The following is a 1932-nucleotide window of genomic DNA, read 5'->3' as shown; positions in this document are numbered from 1 at the left end:
GGAAGACCTCGACGTCTATCCGCGCAGCGACTCGCCGTGTCCTGGAATCACCGATCTACACTCTCAATTACGAAGAGCCGGATGAGGTCGATCGCTGCGATCACCGGGGAGGCAAATCTATCATCTTTCAACGACTTTGGCGTCAGGTATGCCTGATCTGCGGAGGGACGGCATCGGTCGGGGAGAAGCCGGCGCAGCCGTACCGCTGGGTGACACGATCCGCCTGCCAAACGCGCGATGTCGATCCACGCGGATTCGCCGCGGCCGCCTCGGCGAATCTGGTCCCGCACCGTACCGCGAGCCGCACGCCCTCTCATTCTCGATCCACGGCTGGCAGGAATTCCGCACCTCCCACGAATCGCCGCGCCCTCAATCAACGCGGGGCTCGAATTCCGAGTCGCGGGCGACGCGGAAAGCCGGCTGCGCGTGGACCGACGCCTGGGTGTCCGAAACCGCGTAGCAGCGTCACTGCACGCGTCGCAATCTGCTAATCGGATTTCCAAGCGGAACCCGCCACAGTCGAAGGGGAGCCATTCTCTTTGCCGCGACCCGATCTTGCGACCAGCGTCTTCCACGGCAATGCCGTCAGCAGTCCGATGAGCGCCACACCCAGGAAGAGCAGGACCAACGGTTGCGAGAGCATTGCCCATAGGTCTCCACCGGTCAGCCCAAGTGCCTGTTGCAGGTTTCGCTCCAGCATCTCCCCTAGCACCAATCCGATGACGAGCAACGCTGGAGACATTCCAACCAGTCGCATGACGTAGCCCAGAACACCGAATGCGAGGGCAATGTACACATCGGCCACCGAATTGGAGACGCTGTAGCAGGAGATGAGTGCGAGCATGAGGATCGCCGGAGCCATGTACGGCATCGGAATCGCTAGAATCTTTGCCAGGAGAGGTGAAGCTCCGATATTCACGATGACACCGAGAATGGCGCTGATGAGAAGAGCACCTACGATCGTCCACCCCAGCTCCGGGTTGGCGTCGAAGAATCCCGGACCGGGGTTCAGTCCGTACATCATCAGATAGGCCAGCAGAACAGCGGTTGTGCCGGACCCTGGAATTCCCAAGGTGAGAAGGGGAACCATCGAGCCTGAGACCGCAGCATTGTTGGCGGATTCTGGAGCAACAAGCCCCCTTACTGCTCCCTGCCCCATTCCGGCTGACTGCGGAGCAAGCCTCTTCTCCAGGCCATATGAGAAGAAAGCGGCGATCGTCGTCCCCGCGCCAGGCAGGACACCTGCAATGAAGCCGATGATTGAACCCCGAAGGCTGGGCAACACTCCTTGCTTAAGCTCATTACCTGTGGGGAAGAACTTTCCAGTGAGTCGAGTGGGCACCCTGGAGTTCGCTTTCATCATGGTGCTGGAGAGGATCTCTCCGATCCCGAACACCCCGATGATTGCCACGATCGGGTCGATGCCTTCCAACAGCGTGAAGCTTCCGAAAGTGAACCGGGGCAACCCCGACTGCAGTTCGATGCCCACGGTGGAGATCGCCACGCCGATAACGACTGCAGTGAGGCCGAGCATCGGCGCCTCACCGACCAATGTTGCACTGAGCACCAAAGCCATCACGACAACTGCGAAGTACACTGCCGGGCCGAAGGCCAGGCCCAATTCCGACATCGGTCCGGCCACGAAAGCCAAACCGAGGAAGGCCAGGATGCTTCCAACGAACGATGCCAGGGCCGAAATGGACAGCGCAGTGGCCGCTTTTCCCTTGAGCGCCATAGGGTGCCCATCGAGAGTCGTCATAATGGCACCGGGGTCTCCGGGAATATTGAGGAGAATCGCTGAGATTCGTCCCCCGTATTCTGCACCGAGATAGAGGGAGACCATCAACGGCTGGGGTGTGACACTTCTCGTAGACAGTCGTTACCAGGAAGGCACGACAGGGAATCATGTCTACGAATCGCAGGACGTTCACG

General features: G+C 59.9%; 1 protein-coding gene. It reads right to left on the bottom strand.

Annotated features, from left to right (window positions below; all coding sequences use genetic code 11):
• Nucleotides 1–487: 487 nt before the first annotated feature.
• Nucleotides 488–1843: a tripartite tricarboxylate transporter permease gene (locus tag AAHA49_RS17790; RefSeq protein ID WP_342039177.1), complete on the bottom strand. Its 1356-nt coding sequence runs from the start codon at nucleotides 1841–1843 to the stop codon at nucleotides 488–490.
• Between the last annotated feature and the right edge of the window lie 89 nt (nucleotides 1844–1932).

The organism is Brevibacterium ammoniilyticum (genome assembly GCF_038429965.1).
Lineage (GTDB): Bacteria > Actinomycetota > Actinomycetes > Actinomycetales > Brevibacteriaceae > Brevibacterium > Brevibacterium ammoniilyticum.
The sequence above is the reverse complement of the archived record's forward strand: the minus strand, read 5'-3'. Positions and strand labels throughout refer to the sequence as shown.